The sequence below is a fragment of the Bacillus ndiopicus genome, assembly GCF_000612805.1.
Classification (GTDB): domain Bacteria; phylum Bacillota; class Bacilli; order Bacillales_A; family Planococcaceae; genus Metasolibacillus; species Metasolibacillus ndiopicus.
Window position 1 is genome coordinate 375,911 of the sequence record NZ_HG964403.1, and the last position, 22,912, is coordinate 398,822.

A 22,912-nucleotide genomic window follows, 5' to 3' on the forward strand; every position below is an offset into this window, starting at 1 on the left:
AAGCTCTTGAAGGGAGTGAACCAATCGTGTTAGTAAATGATCTTGTATTAGGTGCATCTGGCAATTTTAACGGTGGAGATGCTGTTGCAACATTAGCAACATTCATTATTTTAATGCTTCTTCTTAAAAAGTTTGCATGGGGTCCATTAATGGGCATTATGCAACAACGTGAGGAGTTAGTTGCAAGTGAAATCGAAGCGGCTGAAAAAGCTCGTAAAGAGACGCACCAATTATTAGAAGAACAAAAAAGCCTTCTTAAAGAAGCTCGTACAGAAGCACAAGCTATTGTAGAAGGTGCAAAAAAACAAGGCGATGTACAGCGTGATGAAATTATTTCAGCAGCTCGTGCAGAAGCAGCTCGTTTAAAAGAAGCTGCAGTGCGTGAAATCGAAAACGAAAAAGAAAAAGCAATCGCAGCTGTGCGTGAAGAAGTTGTATCATTATCAGTTCTGGCAGCATCTAAAGTTCTTGGTAAAGAGATTTCTGAAGAGGACAACAGTGCATTAATTAAAGAAACGATTGCGAAGGCAGGCGAAGCGAAATGAGTCAAGTAGCGAAGCGTTATGCTGAAGCATTGTTTCAATTAGCTAACAAGAATCAAAGTATTGCAGAAGTAAGTGCAGATTTAAAGGAATTAACAGCTGCAATCGAAAATACACCAGCTTTACTAGAGTTATTAAAAGCTCCAAAAATTTCTTCTGCAAAGAAAAAAGCAATGCTATCTGAAATTTTAGCGAACGCTAATTCAGCAGTATTAAACATAGTTCAATTATTAGTTGATAAACAACGCATTAGCGATATCGTTGCTGTAGCTGAAGCATTCCAAGTTCTTGCAACTGCAGCCGCGGGCGCAGCAGAAGCAACAGTTTATTCAACACGCTCTTTAACTGAAGCAGAAAATGCAGAGATTTCAGCAGCATTTGCAAAGCTAGTAGGTAAAAGCAAACTAGAAATTAAAAACATTATTGAGCCATCAATTCTTGGTGGAGTTCGTGTACAAATCGGCAACTATATTTATGACAGCACAATCGCTTCTAAGCTAGAAGGTTTAAAGCGTACATTAGTTGTTTAATTTTAAGAAATGTGAGAGGTGAACATACATGGGCATCAAAGCTGAAGAAATCAGCAGTCTGATTAAACAACAGATTGAAAACTACCAATCTGAATTACAAGTAAGCGAAGTAGGTACAGTTATCCGCGTTGGTGACGGTATCGCTCTTGCTCATGGCCTCGACAACGTCATGGCTGGAGAGCTTTTAGAGTTCTCTAACGGTGTTATGGGTATGGCACAAAACCTAGAAGAAGGTAACGTAGGTATTATTATTTTAGGTGAGTACCTTGACATTAAAGAAGGCGATGAAGTTCGTCGTACAGGTCGTATTATGAGCGTTCCAGTTGGTGAAGAACTGATTGGTCGTGTTGTAAACCCATTAGGTCAACCAGTGGATGGCTTAGGTCCAATCAACACAACAAAAACTCGTCCAATCGAAAGCCCAGCTTTCGGTGTAATGGCACGTAAATCAGTACATGAGCCATTACAAACAGGTATTAAAGCGATTGACGCATTAGTACCAATCGGTCGTGGTCAACGTGAGTTAATTATCGGTGACCGTCAAACAGGTAAAACAACTGTAGCAATTGATACAATCTTAAACCAAGCTGGTGAAAACATGATTTGTATCTATGTTGCAATCGGTCAAAAAGAATCAACAGTACGTGGCGTAGTTGAAACACTTCGTAAAAACGGTGCTTTAGATTACACAATCGTAGTAACAGCTTCTTCTTCTCAACCATCACCATTACTATTCTTAGCACCATTTGCGGGTGTATCGATGGCAGAAGAATTCATGTTACAAGGTAAACACGTATTAGTAGTATATGATGACTTATCTAAGCAAGCTTCTGCTTACCGTGAGCTGTCATTATTATTACGTCGTCCTCCAGGTCGTGAAGCTTACCCTGGTGACGTGTTCTACTTACACAGCCGTCTATTAGAGCGTGCTGCGAAATTAAACGAAACTTACCAAAATGGTTCAATCACTGCATTACCATTCGTAGAAACACAAGCAGGGGATATCTCAGCTTACATTCCTACAAACGTAATTTCGATTACAGACGGTCAAATTTTCTTACAATCTGACCTATTCAACTCAGGTGTACGTCCAGCGATCAACGCAGGTTTATCTGTATCACGTGTAGGTGGTTCAGCTCAAATTAAAGCGATGAAAAAAGTAGCTGGTACATTACGTCTTGACTTAGCTGCTTTCCGTGAGCTAGAGTCATTTGCACAGTTCGGTTCTGATTTAGATAAAATTACTTTAGCTAAATTAGAGCGTGGTAAACGTACAGTTGAAGTTTTAAAACAAGATTTAAACAAACCACTAAAAGTTGAAAAGCAAGTTGTTGCTTTATATGCACTAACTCGCGGCTTCTTAGATGATATTCCAGTAGCAGACATCACTCGTTTCGAGGGTGAGTTACTAAGCTGGTTAGATACAAACCACACAAATGTATTAGATCATATCCGTACAACAAAAGATCTTCCAGCTGATGCTGATCTTGCTGAAGCTATCAATGCTTTCAAAAAGACTTTTGCTAAATCAGAGTAATCTTAGTTGAACCATTCGTCACGGACTCCGCAGGCAGCAGCTTGCGGATGCTGTGAGAATAATGGATTGTGATTAAATAACAGAAGGTGGTGAAATACCAGTGGTAAACTTACGCGAAATTAAAGGTCGTATTAACTCTACAAAGAGCACGCAAAAAATAACAAAGGCGATGCAAATGGTTTCGTCTTCTAAATTACGTCGTGCAGAACAAAACGCAAAAGCATACGTTCCTTACATGGAAAAAATCCAAGACGTAGTAGGCGCTATCGCAGCAGGTACAAAAGACAGTGGACATCCAATGCTAACTGCTCGTCCTGTTAAGAAAACAGCTTATTTAGTCATCGGTTCTGACCGTGGTTTAGCAGGTGCTTATAACTCAAGCATCCTACGCCAAGTTCAACGTACAATTAATGAGCGTCATAAATCAAAAGACGAATACGTTATTCTTGCGCTAGGTCGTGTTGCGCGTGATTACTTTGTTAAACGTGATCATAATGTTATCAGTAGTGTTGTTGCTCTTCCTGACCAACCGACATTTGCTGATATTAAAGAAATCGCTCGTAATGCTGTTGGTATGTTCATTGATGGCGCATATGATGAACTTTATATGTACTATAACCACTTCGAAAGTGCTATTTCTCAAGTAGTAACGGAGAAAAAGGTTCTTCCGTTAACTGATATTGCAACTTCAACAACAAGCGCTGCATATGAATTCGAGCCATCTGGTGAAGCAATTCTAGAAGTATTACTTCCACAATATGCAGAAAGCTTAATTTATGGTGCTCTATTAGACGGAAAAGCAAGTGAACATGCTTCACGTATGACGGCAATGCGTAATGCAACAGATAATGCATCTGAATTAATTGATGGTCTATCATTGCAATACAACCGTGCGCGTCAAGCAGCTATTACACAAGAAATTACAGAAATCGTTGGTGGAGCTGCAGCCCTAGAGTAGGCTGCAATTTCACTGACTTCGTATAAGAATACGATAGGAGGGTACACAACATGAACAAAGGACAAGTTCTACAAGTAATGGGTCCGGTAGTAGACGTTAAATTCGAAAACGGCCATTTACCAGCAATCTATAACAACATAACTGTTAAGATTGAACGTCCAAATGAAGAGCCAACTACTTTAGCTCTTGAAGTTGCAATCCACTTAGGTGATGATGTTGTTCGTACAATTGCGATGTCATCTACTGACGGTTTACAACGTGGAGCAGAAGTAACTGACTCAGGAAAAGCTATTTCAGTACCAGTTGGTGAAGTTACACTAGGTCGTGTATTCAACGTACTTGGTGAAGTAATCGACTTAGGTGAAGAAATTCCAGAATCAGCTCGCCGTGACTCAATCCACCGCGAAGCGCCAAAATTTGATGAATTATCTACAACAGTTGAAATCCTTGAAACAGGTATCAAAGTAGTAGATTTACTAGCACCATATATTAAAGGTGGTAAAATCGGTTTATTCGGTGGTGCCGGTGTAGGTAAAACTGTATTAATCCAAGAATTAATCAACAACATCGCACAAGAGCATAGCGGTATTTCTGTATTCGCGGGTGTAGGTGAGCGTACACGTGAAGGTAATGACTTATTCCACGAGATGACAGACTCTGGCGTTATTAAGCAAACTGCGATGGTATTTGGTCAAATGAACGAGCCACCTGGTGCACGTATGCGTGTAGCATTAACTGGTTTAACAATGGCTGAATACTTCCGTGATGAACAAGGTCAAGACGTACTTTTATTCATCGATAATATCTTCCGTTTCACACAAGCAGGTTCTGAGGTTTCTGCCCTATTAGGTCGTATGCCTTCTGCGGTAGGTTACCAACCAACGCTTGCTACAGAAATGGGTAAATTACAAGAGCGTATTACATCGACTACAAAAGGTTCTGTAACTTCGATTCAAGCGATTTATGTACCAGCCGATGACTATACTGACCCAGCACCAGCAACAACTTTCGCTCACTTAGATGCAACAACTAACTTAGAGCGTAAATTATCTGAAATGGGTATTTACCCAGCCGTTGACCCATTAGCATCAACATCTCGTGCATTATCACCAGATATCGTTGGTGAAGAGCACTATACAGTGGCTACTAAAGTTCAACGTACAATCCAACGTTACCGTGAGTTACAAGATATCATCGCCATCTTAGGTATGGACGAGTTATCTGATGAAGATAAGCAAACAGTAGAGCGCGCTCGCCGCATTCAATTCTTCTTATCTCAAAACTTCCACGTAGCGGAACAATTCACTGGTCAAGCAGGTTCTTATGTACCTGTTAAAGAAACTGTTCGCTCATTCAAGGAAATTCTTGATGGCAAATGGGATCACTTACCAGAAGATGCTTTCCGTTTAGTTGGTAGTATTGACGAAGTAGTAGAAAAAGCAAAAGGCATGGGCGTAGAGGTTTAATTCTAACGGCGAGGAGGAAAATAATATGAAGACAGTAACAGTCAGTATTGTCACTCCCGACGGCCCAGTATACGATTCTGAAGTAACAATGGTAGTCGCTAAAACAGTTTCAGGGGAAATGGGTGTACTTCCAGGCCATATTCCTATGGTTGCACCTCTTGCGATTAGTGCTGTAAAGCTTAAAAAACAAGATGGTTCAACTGATTATGTAGCTGTTAGCGGCGGCTTCATCGAAATTCGTCCTGAAAAAGTATCAATTTTAGCTCCTTCAGCTGAGGCTGCAGCTTCAATTGATTTAGCTCGTGCAAAAGAAGCATTAAAACGAGCAGAAGGTCGTTTAGAAGGTAAAAAAGATGACATTGATTTCAAACGTGCTGAGTTAGCGCTAAAACGTGCGTTGAATCGTATCAACGTTCAAGAGGGTAATATCTAAATCAAGTGAGAACTGTTTGAAAAGCATGCTAATGCATCTCTTTTCAAACAGTTCTTTTAATGACCTAAATGATGACAGAAAAAAGCGCCAATAAAATTTTGGAAATGCCAATAAATAGAAGAAATCCACCGATAAACAAAAATTTTTCTGTCAATTAGCGCAAAACAACAACTTTTTTCATAAAGGAGCGTAATGAAAGATGGATTTTTATACGGAAATAGGACAACAGGCACTTTTCGGTCTAGCCTCGCATATTTTCTTCATTGCTGTGGCATTCTATGCATTACAAGCATTTCGTTTTGATCAACTATTTAAAAAAGGTAAAACATTCCAAATCCAACTCGTTTATATTTTATTCAGCATCGTAATCGGTTCATCAGTTTCCAACTTTTTCATTACTTTTTCGCAATGGTCAAGGAGCTTAGTTTATATTTTCCAATAAAATGCATTATATAGCTTGTAGGGGAAAGCAAATGGTTGTTTTTCGCTACAAAGTATATATTTCCTGGGCAATCGACTGAAAAAATGTTTAATACATTGACTTTTGGTGTATAGTTTTTCAACTTTTTAAAAAATACTTACATGTTTCTAAATGGCTAAAATTTCATTAAAACAGTAACTAAGAGGTGCATCAGTTTGCTTTTTGGACAACCCAATTAGCGTAAAAAGTATCCATGAACTGATTCACCAACTGTACATACAATGCGTAATATGTAGTATGAACAATAAAGTCAAAATTCGACACAAAATAGTGAATTAGATGCTTGATAAAGTTGGGTTATAGCTGTATTATTAGCAGTGTTTGGATAAAAGAGATTAATGAACTTTTAAATAAAATAGCAAGTTTATGAGAATGGGATTCGGAGGGACGAATTGTGGAGAAAATTATCGTTATGGGTGGTCAGACTTTACAAGGTAGCGTAAAAGTTGAAGGCGCAAAAAACGCTGTATTACCTATTTTAGCAGCATCTTTATTAGCTTCTGAAGGAAAAAATATCATTAGAGACGTTCCAGCTTTAGCTGATGTATATACAATTGGTGAAGTATTAAAAAGCTTAAATGCAGATGTACAGTATGATGTGCATAACAATGAATTTGTAATTGATGCTGCTCAGGAGTTGTCTAGTGAAGCACAATTTGAATTTGTTAGTAAAATGCGTGCATCTATTTTAGTAATGGGCTCTTTGCTTGCGCGTAATCGCTTTGCACGTGTTGCATTACCAGGCGGCTGTGCAATTGGCTCTCGTCCAATTGAGTTACACTTAAAGGGCTTTGAGGCAATGGGTGCAGAGATTTCTTTTGGACATGGCTATGTTGAGGCACGTGCTGAAAAATTAAAGGGTGCCGAAATTTATTTAGATTTCCCAAGTGTTGGTGCGACAGAAAACATTATGACAGCAGCAGCTTTAGCAGAAGGCACGACAATTATCGAAAATGCTGCAAAAGAGCCTGAGATTGTCGATTTAGCTAATTTTATAAATGCGATGGGTGGTCGTGTGACGGGCGCAGGAACAGCGACAATCCGCATTGAAGGTGTAGAGAAGCTAAAAGGTATTACACACTATGTAATTCCTGATCGTATCGAAGCAGGTACATTTATGGTAGCAGCAGCTATTACACGTGGTGATGTAATTATTGAAAATGCGATTCCAGAGCATATGACAGCTTTAATTGCAAAAATGCGTGAAATGGGCGTAGAAATTATAGAGCAGGAAAATGGGCTACGTATACGTGCAACTGGTGAATTAAAAGCAGTAGATATTAAAACAATGCCGCATCCTGGGTTCCCAACAGATATGCAGTCACAAATGATGGCATTAATGTTATCAGCGGAAGGCACAAGCATTATTACAGAAACAGTATTTGAGAACCGCTTTATGCATGTTGAAGAATTCCGTCGAATGAATGCGATTGCTAAAATTGAGGGGCGTTCTGTCTTTATCGAAGGAAATAATGCACTACAAGGTGCAGAAGTAGCGGCAACTGATTTGCGCGCTGCGGCATCACTTATTTTAGCAGGTTTAGTATCAGAAGGTGTAACACGTGTAACAGCTTTACACCATTTAGATCGCGGCTATGTAAAATTCCATGAAAAACTAGCAGCATTAGGTGCAAATATTGAGCGCGTAACAGAAGGCGAAGTAATCGCGGTACAACAAGACAGCACTGAACAAGTAACAGCATAATATAAAAGCATTGCCATTCTGAACTGCCCCGTAAAAGTTAGACACCAATCTAATTTTTATGAGGCAGATCATTCTCGGCAATGCTTTTTTTGTAAATCAAATTTGCCTCTGTTAACTGACCGTATTTTTTCCGAGTTAATTGTGTCAGTAGGTTGTTGGCTATTTAAATGTATTATATACAGTGTCATTAGATTAAATCTGGAATGGGAGTTAACCTAAGGAAGATACCTACTATGTTGTCGTCGATGCTTCATTTTCGTACATACCCTTCAGCTCCGTTTTCATGTAAAAAAACATTTGCTAGTTGTAGATAAATTATCTATAAGCTACATACAATGGCGTATGAAAAAAAACATTATAATTATTACTTTCATCATCTGTTTCCTTTTTACTGTGCCACTCCTATATTACAAAAAACAAAAGCAAGCACCAGAGCCTTGTGAAATTTTCATTACAATTGAAGGTGAGGCACAAAGTGTCTCATTAGAGCAATATTTAATAGGTGTTGTTGCTGCAGAAATGCCTGCTAGCTTTCACTCTACTGCGCTACAGGCTCAAGCTATTGCTGCACGCACGTATGTCATACGTAACACCAATTACGGTCAAAAACCAATTAAGCCAACAACAATGCATCAGGTTTTTATCAATGAAAAAGCACGAAAGCAAAAGTGGCTAACTGCTTTTGCACAGTACGAACAAAAGATAACCGATGCCGTACAAGCAACAGCAGGTCAAATGATACTATATGATGGAGAACCGATTTCTGCGATGTTCCATGCTTCATCAAACGGTGTTACAGAATCAGCGAAAAATTATAGTGGACATGACCTACCTTATTTACAGTCCGTTACATCCCCAGAGGAAAGTAGCCAAACAATTACAATGACTGTTGCAGAACTTAATAACAAGCTACAAACAAATTGGACACAAGGGGATTTTTTAGCGCTCAAACTTGAGCGAAATAGCTCAGGTCGTGTTCAAACTGTGATTGGGAAAAAACAATTTAGCGGTCGTGATTTCAGAGAGCAACTGCAATTGCGCTCAACAGATTTTACCTTAATGAAAGATGGCAATGATATCGCTATTATAACGAAAGGCTATGGGCATGGTGTAGGAATGAGTCAATATGGGGCAAATGAATTAGCGCAAAGTAGTGCAACAACAGAGCAAATAATCACTCATTACTATCCACAAACAACAATTGGCAATGTTTGTACAAAAAAGTAATCAGGAGTGTTTAAAATTTGTATAGTTTGTTCACACTAGCTTCAGAGGTGATGAACATGCGAGAGGAAAAAAATTTAAAACCTTCTCCGAAAAACTTACAAAAAAAGCCATGGTTTTGGCCAGCTATTTATGCAGGTATTGCACTTGCGGTATTAGCACTTATGTTTAGCTATAATGCGCTTGTTACAAAACAGGAAGAGCGCCTACTAACAGAAAGCGTTGCGAAGGAAGAATCTCCACAACAGCAGCCAGTTATTGAAACAAATGCAGTGCAAGAAAATTTGAAATATCCATTTGATGAAGCGTTAATAAATCAACTGACAGTACTTCAGGATTTTTATGATTTATCTGCAGATGCAAAAACGCGCGAAAATGCCTTGCTTGTATTTAAGCAAACATTTTCAACATCATCTGGTATGTCACTCGCTATTAATAGTGAGCCTTTTGAAGTGCTTGCTGCGATGAGTGGTGTTGTGACAAAAGTAAAGATGGATGCATTTACAGGAAATAGCATAACTGTAGAGCATGCAAATGGTTTAGAAACACGCTATAGCTCAATTACTGATATCGTTGTTAAAGAAGGCGATGAAGTTATACAAGGGCAAGCATTAGCAACAACAACAGAAAATGATTGGAATCCGTCAGCAGGTATTCATTTACATTTTGAGGTGCTGGAAAACGGTGAAGCAATCAATCCGCGAAAATTGCTTGCATTCTAAGTTCTAAATAGTGGCGGACGACTCATAAGGTGAAGAAACATACTACTAAGCTATGGCACATTCTTACATCCTAAGTAGAAAGGAAGGGAACGTGCACGAACATATTAGGCGTCGCTGTGTTCAGCTGGGTGAGTTGCTAATCGAAACCAAAGAAACAGTCCGCACTTTAGCTAAAATGACAGGTTATTCTAAAAGTACTGTGCACAAGGATTTAACAGAAAGGCTTATACTTATTAACGAGCCTCTTGCACAGGAAGTAAAAAAAATTTTAGCCTATCATAAATCCATCCGTCACTTGCGCGGTGGAGAAGCAACGAAGAAAAAATGGCAATCGAAGCAACACGAACAAAGCACCTAGATGATACTAATGTTCATCTAAGTGCTTTTTCTCTATTTTGATTACATTTTTAGGGAATACATTACCATAAAAGAGGATGTAATTACTTGCTTATTGTGATAAAATAGTCTAGATAACTAAATATAAAATAGGGACTGTTAGAAAGTAAAATATTCATTAACATTTTCTAATAACTGTCTGTAATTCTTAGGGTCATTCATTATTTGTGATTAGTTACCTAGTAATTGAAAAAATCGAGAGTACTGAGATTGGCTTAAGAATAACAATAAAAAATTTTTTTGGCTTTTAGAGCTAATGGAATTGCTTCAATAGCTCCTAAAAATATAATGGCGTACGTAAAGATTTGAATTGGCGGAAGGAGAAACTAAGGGAATGTTTTCGAAAGATATTGGTATTGATTTAGGAACGGCAAATGTTCTAATCCATGTAAAAGGCAAAGGTATTGTATTAAATGAGCCATCTGTTGTAGCGATGGACAAAAAGACGGGTAAAGTATTAGCAGTCGGTGAAGAGGCTAGACAAATGGTTGGGCGTACGCCAGGCAATATTGTAGCAATTCGTCCTTTAAAAGATGGAGTTATTGCAGATTTTGATGTGACAGAGGCAATGCTACGACATTTCATCAATAAATTAAATGTACGAGGATTTTTATCAAAGCCACGTATTTTAATTTGCTGTCCTACAAACATTACAAGTGTAGAGCAAAAAGCAATTCGTGAGGCCGCTGAAAAATCTGGTGGTAAGAAAATATATTTAGAAGAAGAGCCGAAAGTGGCGGCAATTGGCGCAGGAATGGATATTTTCCAACCGAGTGGTAATATGGTAGTTGACATCGGTGGAGGCACGACAGACGTTGCTGTATTATCAATGGGTGACATCGTAACAAGCGAATCCATAAAAGTAGCAGGCGATGTATTTGACAATGACATTTTGCAATACATAAAAAAAGAATATAAACTACTAATTGGAGAGCGTACAGCAGAAGCTGTAAAAATGACAATCGGTACAGTATTTCCAGGTAACCGTGATGAATCAATGGAAATCCGCGGGCGTGACATGGTAACAGGTTTACCACAAACAATTACAATTCATTCTTCAGAGATAGAACGAGCATTACATGAATCAGTATCAATGATTGTACAATCAGCTAAAAATGTATTAGAAAAAACACCACCAGAGTTATCTGCAGATATTATTGATCGAGGAGTTATTTTAACGGGTGGTGGTGCATTGCTTCATGGTATAGATCAGTTATTAATTGAAGAGCTAAAAGTACCTGTATTTATAGCAGAAAACCCGATGGATTGTGTTGCAATCGGTACAGGTATTATGTTAAATAACATTGACCGTTCAGCAGGTGCAACAACGGAATAACGAATAGCAAATGAGGTGTGCTTTATGTTTAAAGGATTTTATACGGTAGCTTCAGGCATGCTTGCACAGCAACGCCGCACAGAAATATTGACAAACAATATGGCAAATGCAAATACGCCAGGCTTCAAAGCAGATCAATCAACAATTCGCTCATTCCCAGATATGCTATTATCAGCAAAGGGAGCAACAAATATACCAACAGAAAAAGGTTTAGCTTTAAAGCAACTAAACCCGATTGGCGCATTAACAACGGGAGTATACTTGCAGGAAACAATTGCTAACAATGCACAAGGCTCTTTATTAGCAACAGACATACCAACAGACGTAGCGTTAGTAGATATTACGTTACCGATTGACGAAGCATCTGGCAATCAAGGGGCTATTTACTTCCGTCTTCAGCATCCGACAGGTGGAGAAGCTTATACACGTAATGGCAACTTTACATTAGATGGACAAGGTAACCTGGTAAACGGACAAGGACTTTATGTGCTATCTGATACTGGCGAGCGTATTCAGCTAGCAAATGATAATATTACAATTACAAATACAGGTGCGATTTTAGATGAGAACGGCACACAAGTTGCAATAATTGGTGTTGCGTTTTCTGAAAATCCAGATGTTTTAATGAAACAGGATAATGGCTTATATCGAATGCTTGATGAAGGTGTATTACCATCAGCATATGGACAAGCAGGTGTATCATTTACAACAAGCCATAAATTTTTAGAAGCATCTAACGTAGATTCTGCACGTTCAATGACAGATTTATTAACGGCATATCGTGCATTTGAAGCAAATCAAAAAGTTCTTCAAGCATATGATCGCAGCATGGAAAAAGCAGTTAATGAAATTGGGAAAGTGTAATGGAGGGATGATTGTATGCTACGTACAATGGTAACAGCAACAAACACATTAACACAGCTACAAACGAAGTTAGATACAATTAGTAACAACCTTGCCAACAGTAACACACATGGCTATAAAGCAAAAGATGCGCAATTTTCAGAGCTACTTTACCAGCAATACAATAACGATAAATTGGATAAAACATTACGCCAATCTCCAGTAGGTATTCGCTACGGTGTTGGAGCACATGTTTCATTAATCCAATCAAATCAAAAGCAAGGCTCATTACAGCAAACTGGACGCGATCTTGACTTTGCATTTACAGAGGAAAATCAATATTTCAACATTATAATGCCTGATGGCAACGGTCAGCGTACAGTATATACACGTCAAGGAGATTTTTATGTAACGCCGATGGAAAACGGGCAGATGATGTTAGTGAATGGTGATGGACATGCGGTCGCAGATAGCGATGGGAATGCTATCTACTTCCCAGATTTCGCAACAGGCTTTACGTTATCTCCAAATGGTCGTTTAAATGTGAACTATCCAGATGGTGATGTAATGACAGTAGATTTAGCAGTAACAAGATTACAAAAGCCTCAAGTAATGGAGCAGATTAGTGGTACATATATCGGTTTACCTACTAATGTAGCAGCACTTGGCTATACGCAAGCAGATATTTTAACGGATTTACAAGGAGCAGATCGCGCAAGAATAGGTTTGAACATCCAAGCATTAGAAATGTCAAATGTGGATATTTCAAAGGAAATGACAGACTTAATTGCAACACAGCGCTCATATCAATTCAATTCACGTGCAGTAACACTTGCAGACCAAATGCTAGGGCTCATTAACGGTATTCGATAAGCATAAGGGAGAGCAATAAATGACGAACGAATTCAATGAACAAGATGTAGCCCCCAAAAAAAGAAGTAGACGTAATGGAGAAGTGGAGAAAAAAGAAACTTCTAGAAGAATACGTTGGGTACAAATACGCTTAATTCCAATTTGGTTGCGAATTGTACTGATATTAGCACTATTAGCTGGTGCGGCAATAGGCGGTGTTATGATTGGCTATGGCTTACTTGGAGGCGGCGAAGCAAGCGATGCATTAAAGTGGAGCACTTGGCAACATATACTTGACATTATTGAAGGAAAAGAATAGGGCATTGCGCATACTACGCGCATGCCGCTTTCTTTTATAGAATATAGCACAAGCCTTATGAAAATAGAGGAACAGCATTAGACAGGTTTGTTAAGGGTTAGCTGAAGTGTAATAAATACATAATAGTAAAGACGAGTGGAGGAATTTTTTATGTTAAATGCAGAACAAATTCAAGCAATTTTACCGCACCGTTACCCATTTTTATTAGTTGACCGCATTTTAGAAGTCGAAGTTGGAAAGAGTGCGGTAGGTATTAAAAACGTAACGGTTAATGAAGACTTTTTTAACGGTCATTTCCCAGGCTACCCAGTAATGCCAGGCGTTCTTATTGTAGAGGCACTTGCGCAAGTAGGTGGCGTTGCGCTTTTAAGCTCAGATGAGTTTAAGGGGCGTATTGTCTTTTTAACAGGCATAGATAATTGTCGCTTTAAACGCCAAGTAGTGCCAGGAGATCAATTAAAAATGGAAGTTGAATTTGTTAAACTTCGCGGTCAAATGGGCAAAGGTCATGCTGTTGCCACTGTGGATGGCGAGCTAGTTTGTGAGACTGACATTTTATTCGCAATCGGGCCAGTACAGCCTAAATAATTAGGCAAATGCAGATAATCTAGTACTATTTGCATTTATAACGAAAACGTTATAAGATGTATAAGTTGATTTATTTTAGTTCAGTAATATTTTTTGCTGTGAAAACGAAGCATCAATAACATATCTTTTTGTATAAAAGCGAAGTTATAGGCGGAATACAAATATTTATATTGCATTTTCTTAGGTAGGTGTTCAAACTCCTGCTGAATCAAGATGAAGCCTCTGGCAGAGGTTATGGTTTTTTAGAGTTTTCATGCACAAGCTCTAAAAAAATCTGGACTTGGGTTAGCTGGAGTGTAATTGATTGAAAGGGTTGGCTTTTAGACGTAGGAGGTTTAAATTTTTATGTATAAGGAACTGTCTTCAGGTGTAAAAATAAGTATTACACGATCAATTTCCACATCATTTGAGCTTTATTTAGCGAGCATTGATTGGGATGAAGATAAATTTTCAATGGAAGATTTCATGGCAAGCTGGCAACAATATTTCACAGAAAACGCTGCTTGGTTCGATAAAGTACCTCACGAAGTATTAGTAAGCGAAGAATTTCATAATGAAATTGCAAAAAAAGTGGATGAAGTAATTACAAAAATTTTAGGAGAAGAGCCAACAAAGAAGCAAATCGACTCCATTGACAAAATGCAAAAAAAATTAGGCACAAATTACACATACGACTGTAAAGCAGAGGCGGCGTATGTTGAGCAATTATTAAAAGAAAAATTAAAATAGAACTATAAAATTTTCGGATAGTTCCCTCCATTCTCGGGTACTCTAATAAACGATCAAGTATTGATCAGATGAGTCCATGGAAAGGAGGGAATTTTTTATGTGGAAGGGTTTGTTTGTAGCATCTTTACTTGCAACAGCATTATTAGCTGGGTGTAACACAGGTGATCGTAATGCGATGAATTACGATACACCAGCCAAGGAAATTCGTCGTGGGGTGAACGATGTTATCGATAATAATCATGTACCTCGCTACAATAATGACATCAATAATGCAACACCGAACACTACAGTGCCTCCAGCACTACGCAACGATCGAAATGGCGTAGAGGTTGATCGTGTTGCACCAAATGATGGTGTAATCAATGACGACCGTGTAATTGAACGTCGTGTAGATGAGGAAGAAGTCATCGAAGAACCAACACGTCGAAACGTTCGCTAAATGAAAAACCAAAAGTGTTTCTGACACTTTTGGTTTTTTTCTGTTGCTAATATCTGTGACAGATGTTGAAGGGAGGCCTGCACGACATAGGTCAGTTAACTGTTGTCACATGACGTGACGGTTTTAGGTTAGCTTTCACTTGGCTCGAAAAAATCTGGACAAGAGTTAGGCGAGGCGTTATTAATTATTACTCCACGATTACTGTTGTCTACTTAGTTTAGGCCGTTCCTTCATACCATGCTGAAAACGTTGCAACAACTCGTCATTGGACAAGTTTTCTTCTAATAATTGTTGCAATAATAGTTCAGCATACTTTTGGCGTCGTGCCTTAATCGTCCCCTTTAATAATACAGATAATCGATCGCCAATTTCAGAAATCGCGCTGACAATTAAAGAAAAAGGCGCTGGTTCATTATCTGGAAAGGAGATAACAGCATGTGCGTCAAACACGGTATTATTTTCTTGCAGTGTTTTAAAAATTGAATAGTACTCATTGGGGATAAACAGCTCAAGTACCCATGATTGATGGCTATCCTCTAAGTTAATCGTCAATCCATCAATTATATGAATCGGTTGTATAGTGTCTTCATTTAGTAAATTAAATGCCATTAATTTAAAAGTTTTCAAACGCACATCCTCCTTCAAAAAAGTAAATCCTGTCTTAACAGGTAGTAATGTAAGATACAAAAGAAAAGCCCTGCTTCAAAGCATAAGGGGAATTTTTATATGGGACAAATTGTTAGTATAAATTTGATGGGGACAACTAACAATCAGTATGGTTTCACTTGATTTTAGTATAACATACAAAAAATGCGAAACTTATTATTTGTGCATATTTCTTCAAATGCTTGTACAGGCAAGGGTCGGCACATGTAAAAATAGCCAAAACAATTGAAAAAAAGAGTCAAAAAATTAAATTTGGATGCCAAAACTACAATAAATATCAATTTTCAGATTTTGCCAAATTAAATGACGATAGAGTATATTAGTGCTAACAAAGGAGGTGAACAAATGAATCAAATCGGACTTGTTGGACGTTTAACAAAAGATCCACAGCTACGGCAGCTATCTGATACAAAAGCTCAAACAAGCTTTGTTTTAGCAATTAATCGCAATTACCGCAATAACGAAGGCAGTGTAGATGCAGATTATGTTTTGTGTGTCGCATGGGGAAGGCTAGCAGAACATATTGTGAAATATTGCGGTAAAGGTTCTTTAATTGGTATTAATGGGCGCTTACATACACGCTCTTACATTAACAAAGAAAATAACCGTGTCTTTGCGATGAATGTTGTTGCTGAAAACGTCCGATTTTATGCTTTAAAACAAAGCGTGCCAGCAACAGATGTGACTGAGGAGTCCACAAATAAAATGCAGCACGTGACAGAGCATTTCGTGTTACCAGAAGACTCACTGCCAATAAATATTTAGAAACAACTTCCACAAAACTAACTTCTATCTTAAAACAAATGTAAAGGAGTGAAAAATTACCTCTTATCCGCATAGCAATTTCTTTGGAAAATACAACTGAATAATGTAGAGAACTTAAAAAGCGTCCTATCTTTTGGCGCAAAGATAGGACGCTATTAAAAATTATTTCACTACATCCAGAGAGAAAAGTTCGCGCAAGTCCTCATCTTGGAGCTCAGTAAGCCACTTGCTCGATTGAATTAGCTCCTCTGATAAGGCTAATTTTACAGTTAGCATTTTATCGATTTTTTCTTCAATTGTACCAATGGTTATAAATTTATGAACTTGTACAAATTGAGTTTGCCCGATTCGATATGCGCGGTCTGTCGCTTGGTTTTCCACTGCTGGATTCCACCAGCGATCGGCATGTAGTACATGGCTGGCAGCTGTTAAATTTAACCCTGTTCCCCCTGCTTTTAACGACAAAATAAAAATTGGAAATTCCCTCGCTTGAAAAGCTTCAACTAAACGATCGCGCTGTTGCTTTGGCATGCTGCCAGTTAAAAATGGCACATCAATATCGTACAGTTCAGCAAAGCAATGTTGTAAAATATTACCCATGCCAATATACTGCGTGAAGATTAGGCATTGTTCTCCGTTGCCAACAATTTTAGCTGTTAAATCTACAATGCGTTTTAGCTTTACAGAACGGCTAAGCATTGTCTCAGCATCATCAAAAGGCTCCTTTAAATAAAGAGCAGGGTGATTACATAGCTGCTTTAATTTATTTAGCATTTTTAAAATGCGACCTCTTTTTTCAAAGCCCGTTAACTGCTCAAGCTGTGCTGCAGTATCCTCAATATAGCTTTCATATAATGCGGCCTGCTCAGCTGTTAATGGGCAAAATTCTTGCATTTCCTGTTTATCAGGTAAATTTAGCATTAAATCTGAATCGCGTTTTGTGCGACGTAGTAAAAATGGTTGAATTTTCGCACGTAGTTGCTCCTTATGTTGCTCAGAGTCATCACGCTCAATTGGCAAAATAAACTGCTCCTGGAATTTCGTAAAGCTACCGAGATAGCCTTTATGAATAAAGTCAAAAATTGCCCATAGCTCAGATAAACGATTTTCTACGGGAGTTCCTGTCAATGCAATGTGATGCTCACCACGTAGCTTACGAATAGCACGTGATTGCATTGTTTGCATATTTTTAATATTTTGTGCTTCATCTAATATGATGCTTGACCAGTTTAAGTATTGTAGGAATTCTGCATCCTGCGAAATAGTTCCATAGGTTGACAGCACAATTTGTGGTTTCGAGCGCTTAATCTCATCACGGAGTGAGCTATCTTTTAAACGATTTACTCCGTAATGAGTATAGATGCTTAAAGAAGGGGCAAAACGCGCAAGTTCTTTTTGCCAATTACCTAGTACAGAAGTAGGGCAAATAATAATGGCAGGTTCATTAGCGTCTAATGTATTCATTGTATATAAAAGATAACTAATTGTTTGAATCGTTTTACCAAGCCCCATATCATCAGCTAAGCAGGCACCAAATTTTTGTTCACGCATAAAGACAAGCCATTCAAAGCCTTGCTGCTGATATGGACGTAGCTCGGCCTCTAACTGCATAGGGACAGGGACACTAGGTAGGCCCTGTTTTTCCTGTAGTTGCTGCAAATATTGCTGTAATGAATTTTGTATTTCGAATGCAAGTATTGGGTCATCGCGCTCTGCATCATCTTCATCAAGCTCCTCTAATGGTGCTGTTAAAGTTTCAGGTAACTCTCTAAACAATAGCTCCTTAACTGTCCATTGCTCATGGGTAGCTTTATCCATGAGTTCACGCATTTCCTGCATCCAATTTGCATCGATGCGGAACCATTCTGTACCAATGCGCATAAATTCGCGCTTTTCTTCTACAAGTTTTTGAAACTGCTCAGCAGAAATATTTTCACCATTCATTGAAAACTGCCATTTGAACGTTAGAATATCATCAAGGCTTGCAACAGAACGTGTAGATATTTGATTTGCGCTCACTTGCACACGCATTTTCGATTGCTTTAGCTCTTTTAGCCAAGCAGGTAAAACAACTTCGTAGCCGAGCGTCTGTAAAATTGCAATATCATTACGTAAAAAAAGCTTTACTTGTGTATCTGTTAATTCACGATAAATAAAACTTTCATGTGTTAAATTTTCCAATGACAGCAATGAAGCAATTTGCTGTTGGATTGTGGCGATATCAGTTGAAGAAGCTCTCCATTTATCAGGTAAAGCATCCTCAATTGGCAGCCAACGTTTCCGTATGGCAGGTGTCCAATGCTTTTCTGTTGGTGTAATTAAAATGGACTCTAAAAGCCAATGCTCGTTTATTTCATTTGGCTCACTTAATCGTAAGGCGACCTTTAAGCCATTTACATCATGCTCACTTTGTAGCGGCCAGCCACCATTCGCAAAAAATGGAGCAAGCTCTTGTACTTGCTCAAGTTGCAGTCCACTATTTAGAAGCTTCTGCGTAGCAGCAGTAGCTAAAATTTGTTCTTTATCCTGCTCAAACTGTAACGTTTGTTCACCGAAGGACGCAGTTTGCCAAAGTTCATTACTCGTCCATTGTGGAACAAGCTTTTGGAAAGTTTCAAGCAAAGCTTTAGATGAAGCATCCGCCCCAATAATGTTGAGTAAAGGGTGTTTGAAGGAAGGGGATAACACATCTAATAGCTCAGCTGCTGAGAGTGTAATATCGCGTTCATCTAGCGGTACAGCAAGCCCATAAAAATTCGCTTCATATTTATAAAATATTTGTGATACCCAACTTGCAGGAGGGGAAATTAAACCATCCTCATGTAAAGCCATTACAGAATAATAGCCATTTTGAAGCTGGCTAATTTTTAGGCGTAGTGACTTTACAAAAGGTGATGTAAGAGTGTAGGTCATATAAAAACTCCTTAAATGAGATTGCTTTTATCCAGTTCTTCCTGTAATGCGCGTAAACGTTTATATTGTTTTTGCACAGTTTGCATGTAATTGGTCCAATACGTCATTTTACCAGCTTTTTTAGCAACAGTTTTCATTGATTTCCAAATACGAATAGCTTGTTTATAGTTCAGACGTGATTTTTGGCGCAGTTCCTCTAACGCATAGTAATGATAAAGCGGTAGTGCGTCTGCGGGTGATTCATTAACAACGGTTTTTAAGCCGCGTGCTTCCAAATAGCTAATTGAAGAAGGAAATAATTGTTGAAGAGCTACCCATTCGTCATAACGCTCCTGTCTCAGTAAAAAGTCTGCATAAGGTTGTATACCGTAGCGACCAAACGCTTGGTAAAGAACAACGGCCTCCTGCTCAGAAATGGCAATACTTGAATATAGAGCATTAACCTCTTTGATAAATGATGGGCGATGTTGGGGTGCGAGTACATGGTGAATAAAGTCCTCCAAATATGGTAGCATCGCCTTTAATAATGATTGCAGCCCTTCCATATAATGCTTCGATGCTAACTGTGCAATAAGCATATAAAAATGAAGGTGTTGTGTATCTAAGTCAGACAGCTGTTCATCAAGCTTTTCACTATTTCTTAGAAGAACATAAAAAAGTGTCGGGCTAATAGCTATTGGGAAATCGCTATCCGTACGGAGTTTCTCTAATAGAAACAATTCTTTCTCATAGCGGTTTTTTTCATTAAAAACATCAGTCCAAATTATTAGATAAAGTTGAAAGCGTATTTGTGGCTGTCCACTTCTTTCAAAAAGAAGCTCTCGTACGCTATCCTGTATTGCATCATAAAATGGGTCTGTTGCAAATAGACGTGATTTTGCCCCTAGTTCAGACACTATTGTTTGTACAGTTTCAAGTCGACTGTTTATAGCTACTTCAAAATAGTGGTTATTGATTGACGAGTCTGTGCGATTCAAATGAGACCAAAGTTTATTTAAAACAGATAGCTCCATAAATAATTTGAATAGCGGCTGCCATTCCCGTTCAAGCGGTGTGTAGCGCTGTAATTTTGAATGTGTAGTTGTTAACAATGCAGAAATGGAATAGCTTTCAATTGCTTTAGCCCCATGCAACAAATGCTGCATTACTTCGTCCACCATACGTTGCCAGCTTTCAGGGCTACGCTCAGTAGCTAAAGATTTCAAGTGAACATTTTTTTGTGCTCGCCATTTACTAGTCCATTCTTGCACAGAGCCTAAATATTGATAAAGTCCAAGTATAACGCCAAGTTTATGGCGACAGCAATTTTGTTGAGGGCAGGTACATATAATAAGTTGTTGTTCAAAATCAACGGTCACTTCAGCAGGACGCACATCCTGTACAACAGTAAATAGCACATCTTTTTGTGGAAGAAAACGCTCAAAAAGCACAGATTTATTTCGTACAGAAAAGACAGCGCGGCGCACTAGCTCCTCATCTTCTACCGATGAAGGTTGCAATAAACGCTCCATTTCCTCCAATTGTTGACGAATAAACACCGAATGTCGACGTGCTACATCGGATATTGATAAAGCCATAATAGTATCTCCCCTAAAAAAGTCGTTCCTTCCATTATACCCCGAAAAATGAGTAAACGTAAGCCGTATGCCTCAATGTAAGTATGTTAAAATAACAGAAAGGTGAAACAAGTGAATAAAAAAGCGTTACGTCGTATTCCATTAGAAAAACTACTCGATTTAAAAATTGATTTCGCCTTTAAACAATTGTTTGGCAGCAAGCGTAATAAACAAATAACGGTTGTCTTTTTGAACGCTATTTTACAAAGGACAGGGCGAAATAATGTGCAAGAAATTCTCTTCATCAATAAAGAATTTGGTGGAGAATATGAGGAAGACAAACAATTACGAAGGCAGTGTCAATAAAAAATGTTTGAAATCGTTAATGGATGGAGAAAATAGACTGTAATGAAAGCGGAAAGATTTAAGGAGGTCGACTGTGATTCGCATCCAGTTTATGAAGCCATTGTATACGAGGGTGGCTGGAGCAAAGCTATGTCTTGTTTTTGCTTATCAACACCTTTCGATTATAAAGGAGGATGAATTGTTTCATTTTATTCCTCTAGATGGAAAGGAAATGGTAGTCAATTTAAAAACGTATAAGATAGAAAATGTTTCAGATGTTTTCGTATTTCAAAATGGTAGCCGTTTTATACGTATACCCCTTTATCAGCTTTTACTTATATCTAATATGTATGATTATTTATTACCAATTATTGAAGAAAAATTAGCAGGTACAGCAACGGAGGATATATCGCAGTCCGATAATGAAACTTCTTCTATTATTCGTGAACTAGAAGGGAAAAATGCGGAGCGCTTAATTGATTATGCATTATCTGAGCGCAATGAGGCAATGTTTTACAATTTAGTTTGGCATTTAGAGCAACGAGGTATGTTATAGCATCTTTCCGAGAAGTACGGAAAGATGCTTTTTACTTCTAAGTAGAAGTAAATTTAATTTCAACACCACCCCACATTTTCCCTTCCTAGTAAACATTCCGGAAAACAACCCGATATAAATAAAAACTAAGGAGGAGGGCGACGGATGTTAGGTCAATGGAGTTCACTCGGGTACTCAATTTTAAATAATATGAATCGTCACTATGCAGCTTCGAGCAAAGCGTTATTGCGTATTTCGTCAGGATACAGGATTAATAGTGCCGCAGATGATGCAGCAGGCTTAGCCATTTCTGAAAAAATGCGTGCCCAAATTCGCGGTTTAAATATGGCTGGTAAAAATATTCAAGATGGTATTTCACTCGTGCAAACTGCAGAGGGAGCTCTTAACGAGACACATGCAATGGTTCAGCGCATGCGTGAGCTAGCTGTGCAAGCGGCAAGCGATACGCTGACAGATAAAGATAGAGAGTTAATTAATCAAGAATTCCAACAGCTGAAAGAGGAAATTACTCGCTCAGCACAACAAACGGAATTCAATACAAAAAAATTGTTAAATGGTGATCATGAAGATAAGCCAATTAAAATTCAAGCAGGTGCTAATTCGGGACAAACAATTGATTTATATATAGGTGGCATGAGCTCAACAAAACTTGGTCTTGATGACTCTGACATTCTAACTCGTGAAAATGCAGATAAAGCGATTGGGGAGCTTGATGATGCATTGCATAAAGTATCGATGGAGCGTTCACGTATGGGAGCGTATCAAAATCGAATGGAGCATGCATACAATAATGTGATGAATACGGCAGAAAATTTAACAGACGCGGAGTCACGTATCCGTGATGCCGATATTGCCAAAGAGATGATGAACTTTGTGAAGGCGAATATTTTGCTGCAGGCGAGCCAATATGTGTTGCGTTTACATATGCAGCAAGCACAATCAGTTTTAATGTTGTTAGATACGAGACGTAAATAATAAGAGGATCGACTAAAATCTTAAGATTTTAGTCGG

At 38.4% G+C, this 22,912-nt stretch carries 25 protein-coding genes; 22 read left to right on the top strand and 3 right to left on the bottom strand.

Annotation, left to right across the window (positions count from 1 at the left end; genetic code table 11):
- Window positions 1–26 precede the first annotated feature (26 nt).
- The 18 genes from atpF to TY13_RS01835 all read left to right on the top strand — a co-directional run bounded on the left by atpF (window position 27) and on the right by TY13_RS01835 (window position 15,100).
- A complete protein-coding gene (gene atpF, locus TY13_RS01750) occupies window positions 27–545 on the top strand; it encodes a F0F1 ATP synthase subunit B (RefSeq protein ID WP_042470898.1) in 519 nt (172 codons plus the stop codon).
- A complete protein-coding gene (locus tag TY13_RS01755; RefSeq protein WP_042470901.1) occupies window positions 542–1,072 on the top strand; it encodes a F0F1 ATP synthase subunit delta in 531 nt (176 codons plus the stop codon). Before atpF ends, TY13_RS01755 begins: the two co-directional genes overlap by 4 nt.
- A gap of 28 nt (window positions 1,073–1,100) precedes the next feature.
- Window positions 1,101–2,609, top strand: a complete 1,509-nt coding sequence (gene atpA / locus TY13_RS01760; RefSeq protein ID WP_042470905.1) for a F0F1 ATP synthase subunit alpha — start codon at window positions 1,101–1,103, stop codon at window positions 2,607–2,609.
- Between the two features lie 100 nt (window positions 2,610–2,709).
- Entirely contained in the window at window positions 2,710–3,567 is an 858-nt protein-coding gene (gene atpG, locus TY13_RS01765) for an ATP synthase F1 subunit gamma (protein WP_042470906.1), read from the top strand.
- Between the two features lie 50 nt (window positions 3,568–3,617).
- The gene (gene atpD / locus TY13_RS01770) at window positions 3,618–5,033 is read left to right on the top strand and encodes a F0F1 ATP synthase subunit beta (RefSeq protein ID WP_042470909.1); all 1,416 of its coding nucleotides are present in this window, start codon (window positions 3,618–3,620) and stop codon (window positions 5,031–5,033) included.
- A gap of 25 nt (window positions 5,034–5,058) precedes the next feature.
- Window positions 5,059–5,466 carry a F0F1 ATP synthase subunit epsilon gene (locus TY13_RS01775; RefSeq protein WP_042470912.1) on the top strand — a complete coding sequence of 136 codons (408 nt, stop codon included), beginning with the start codon at window positions 5,059–5,061 and terminating at the stop codon, window positions 5,464–5,466.
- Window positions 5,467–5,665: 199 nt separating this feature from the next.
- Window positions 5,666–5,908, top strand: a complete 243-nt coding sequence (locus TY13_RS01780) for a DUF1146 family protein (protein ID WP_042470915.1) — start codon at window positions 5,666–5,668, stop codon at window positions 5,906–5,908.
- 433 nt (window positions 5,909–6,341) lie between these two features.
- On the top strand, window positions 6,342–7,652 hold the full coding sequence (murA, locus tag TY13_RS01785) for a UDP-N-acetylglucosamine 1-carboxyvinyltransferase (RefSeq protein ID WP_042470918.1): 1,311 nt from the start codon (window positions 6,342–6,344) through the stop codon (window positions 7,650–7,652).
- A 342-nt stretch (window positions 7,653–7,994) separates the two neighbouring features.
- Entirely contained in the window at window positions 7,995–8,879 is an 885-nt protein-coding gene (gene spoIID, locus TY13_RS01790; protein ID WP_042472317.1) for a stage II sporulation protein D, read from the top strand.
- A 56-nt stretch (window positions 8,880–8,935) separates the two neighbouring features.
- Window positions 8,936–9,598, top strand: a complete 663-nt coding sequence (locus TY13_RS01795) for a M23 family metallopeptidase (RefSeq protein WP_042472318.1) — start codon at window positions 8,936–8,938, stop codon at window positions 9,596–9,598.
- Window positions 9,599–9,689: 91 nt separating this feature from the next.
- Window positions 9,690–9,956 carry a sporulation transcriptional regulator SpoIIID gene (locus TY13_RS01800; protein ID WP_042470922.1) on the top strand — a complete coding sequence of 89 codons (267 nt, stop codon included), beginning with the start codon at window positions 9,690–9,692 and terminating at the stop codon, window positions 9,954–9,956.
- A 372-nt stretch (window positions 9,957–10,328) separates the two neighbouring features.
- Window positions 10,329–11,330: a rod shape-determining protein gene (gene mreB, locus TY13_RS01805; protein WP_042470925.1), complete on the top strand. Its 1,002-nt coding sequence runs from the start codon at window positions 10,329–10,331 to the stop codon at window positions 11,328–11,330.
- Between the two features lie 24 nt (window positions 11,331–11,354).
- Window positions 11,355–12,194 carry a flagellar hook-basal body protein gene (locus TY13_RS01810; RefSeq protein ID WP_042470927.1) on the top strand — a complete coding sequence of 280 codons (840 nt, stop codon included), beginning with the start codon at window positions 11,355–11,357 and terminating at the stop codon, window positions 12,192–12,194.
- A 15-nt stretch (window positions 12,195–12,209) separates the two neighbouring features.
- Window positions 12,210–13,046, top strand: coding sequence for a flagellar hook-basal body protein (locus tag TY13_RS01815; protein ID WP_042470929.1), 837 nt, complete (start codon window positions 12,210–12,212; stop codon window positions 13,044–13,046).
- A 19-nt stretch (window positions 13,047–13,065) separates the two neighbouring features.
- Window positions 13,066–13,344, top strand: coding sequence for a DNA-directed RNA polymerase subunit beta (locus tag TY13_RS01820; RefSeq protein WP_042470931.1), 279 nt, complete (start codon window positions 13,066–13,068; stop codon window positions 13,342–13,344).
- Window positions 13,345–13,494: 150 nt separating this feature from the next.
- Window positions 13,495–13,932, top strand: coding sequence for a 3-hydroxyacyl-ACP dehydratase FabZ (gene fabZ / locus TY13_RS01825; RefSeq protein WP_042470934.1), 438 nt, complete (start codon window positions 13,495–13,497; stop codon window positions 13,930–13,932).
- A 345-nt stretch (window positions 13,933–14,277) separates the two neighbouring features.
- On the top strand, window positions 14,278–14,661 hold the full coding sequence (locus tag TY13_RS01830; protein ID WP_042470936.1) for a hypothetical protein: 384 nt from the start codon (window positions 14,278–14,280) through the stop codon (window positions 14,659–14,661).
- Between the two features lie 97 nt (window positions 14,662–14,758).
- A complete protein-coding gene (locus TY13_RS01835; protein WP_042470939.1) occupies window positions 14,759–15,100 on the top strand; it encodes a hypothetical protein in 342 nt (113 codons plus the stop codon).
- 198 nt (window positions 15,101–15,298) lie between these two features.
- Here TY13_RS01835 and TY13_RS01840 read toward each other — a convergent pair whose 3' ends face one another.
- Entirely contained in the window at window positions 15,299–15,727 is a 429-nt protein-coding gene (locus tag TY13_RS01840) for a YwpF family protein (protein WP_042470942.1), read from the bottom strand.
- Between the two features lie 384 nt (window positions 15,728–16,111).
- Here TY13_RS01840 and TY13_RS01845 point away from each other — a divergent pair, with 384 nt between their 5' ends.
- The gene (locus tag TY13_RS01845) at window positions 16,112–16,531 is read left to right on the top strand and encodes a single-stranded DNA-binding protein (protein ID WP_042470944.1); all 420 of its coding nucleotides are present in this window, start codon (window positions 16,112–16,114) and stop codon (window positions 16,529–16,531) included.
- Between the two features lie 162 nt (window positions 16,532–16,693).
- Here TY13_RS01845 and TY13_RS01850 read toward each other — a convergent pair whose 3' ends face one another.
- Window positions 16,694–19,444, bottom strand: coding sequence for a DEAD/DEAH box helicase (locus TY13_RS01850; protein ID WP_042470947.1), 2,751 nt, complete (start codon window positions 19,442–19,444; stop codon window positions 16,694–16,696).
- Window positions 19,445–19,455: 11 nt separating this feature from the next.
- Window positions 19,456–21,021 (bottom strand): hypothetical protein, encoded by a 1,566-nt coding sequence (locus TY13_RS01855; RefSeq protein ID WP_042470950.1) that lies wholly within the window; start codon window positions 21,019–21,021, stop codon window positions 19,456–19,458.
- Between the two features lie 111 nt (window positions 21,022–21,132).
- On the opposite strand from TY13_RS01855, the gene TY13_RS01860 reads away from it, so the two are divergent.
- The 3 genes from TY13_RS01860 (at window position 21,133) to TY13_RS01870 (ending at window position 22,876) form a co-directional block, all read left to right on the top strand.
- A complete protein-coding gene (locus TY13_RS01860) occupies window positions 21,133–21,366 on the top strand; it encodes a PD-(D/E)XK nuclease family transposase (RefSeq protein WP_042470953.1) in 234 nt (77 codons plus the stop codon).
- Between the two features lie 73 nt (window positions 21,367–21,439).
- Window positions 21,440–21,901 (top strand): hypothetical protein, encoded by a 462-nt coding sequence (locus TY13_RS01865; RefSeq protein ID WP_042470955.1) that lies wholly within the window; start codon window positions 21,440–21,442, stop codon window positions 21,899–21,901.
- 144 nt (window positions 21,902–22,045) lie between these two features.
- Window positions 22,046–22,876 (top strand): flagellin N-terminal helical domain-containing protein, encoded by an 831-nt coding sequence (locus TY13_RS01870; protein ID WP_042470957.1) that lies wholly within the window; start codon window positions 22,046–22,048, stop codon window positions 22,874–22,876.
- The last annotated feature ends 36 nt before the right edge of the window (window positions 22,877–22,912 follow it).